The sequence below is a fragment of the Corynebacterium sp. MSK073 genome (assembly GCF_030232085.1).
In the GTDB taxonomy this organism is placed as follows: Bacteria; Actinomycetota; Actinomycetes; order Mycobacteriales; family Mycobacteriaceae; genus Corynebacterium.
The window spans coordinates 1-793 of record NZ_JASPIY010000043.1 but is presented as its reverse complement, the minus strand read 5'-3'; the positions used below and the strand labels follow the sequence as shown (position 1 = coordinate 793).

1 pseudogene is annotated in these 793 nt (G+C 52.8%); it reads left to right on the top strand.

What is annotated here, in order from left to right:
* Positions 1–793 (top strand): annotated as a pseudogene (locus QP970_RS11595) (IS3 family transposase); the annotation flags it as partial.

Here is a 793-nt window from a genome sequence, read left to right as displayed (position 1 = left end):
TCCTCGTTTTATAAGTGGGTCCAAACCCGTAAAAATCGCAGGTTAAAGATGTATTCTGATGCTGTTATTGGTGCAAGGATCGCAACCATCTTTGATGATGAGCTTGGGCTTTACGGCGCTAAACGCATCGCTGCAAGCCTGAATGAGGACACGGCGTATGTCCCGATCAATCACAAGAAAGTTGCACGAATTATGAAAGCCATGGGGCTTAAAGGCTTTACCAAACGCCGCCGATGTGTCACTACCAGGCGCAAGCCTGGCCACCGCGTCATGCCGGACTTAGTAGGCCGTAAATTCACCGCCAACGAGCCGAATCGCGTTTATGTTGGCGACATTACCTACCTGCCCTGTAAGGGTGGCAAGAACATGTATGTGGCCACAGTTATTGACACTTCATTCACGCAAACGTGCAGGTTATGCGCTCGCAGACAACATGCGAGTGTCACTGGTCGTCGATGCAATAGCCCACGCGCACGGTGTACGCGGCAGTCTTGACGGGGCTATATTCCATTCCGATCACGGCAGCGTGTACACCTCACAAGCCTTTAGGAACTATTGCTCGTCGTTGGGTGTGCGCCAGTCCATGGGAGCGGTAGGAACGAGTGCTGATAACGCCCTAGCAGAATCATTTAACGCCACCTTAAAGCGGGAAGTCTTGCGCGATAGGAAAGTCTTTGACAATCCGATCTCCTGCCGCCGGGAAGTCTTCCGGTGGTGCATGCGCTACAACACGCGCCGGCGGCACTCCTGGTGCAATCTTGTAGCGCCTGATGTCTTTGAAGCCGAGACTTCA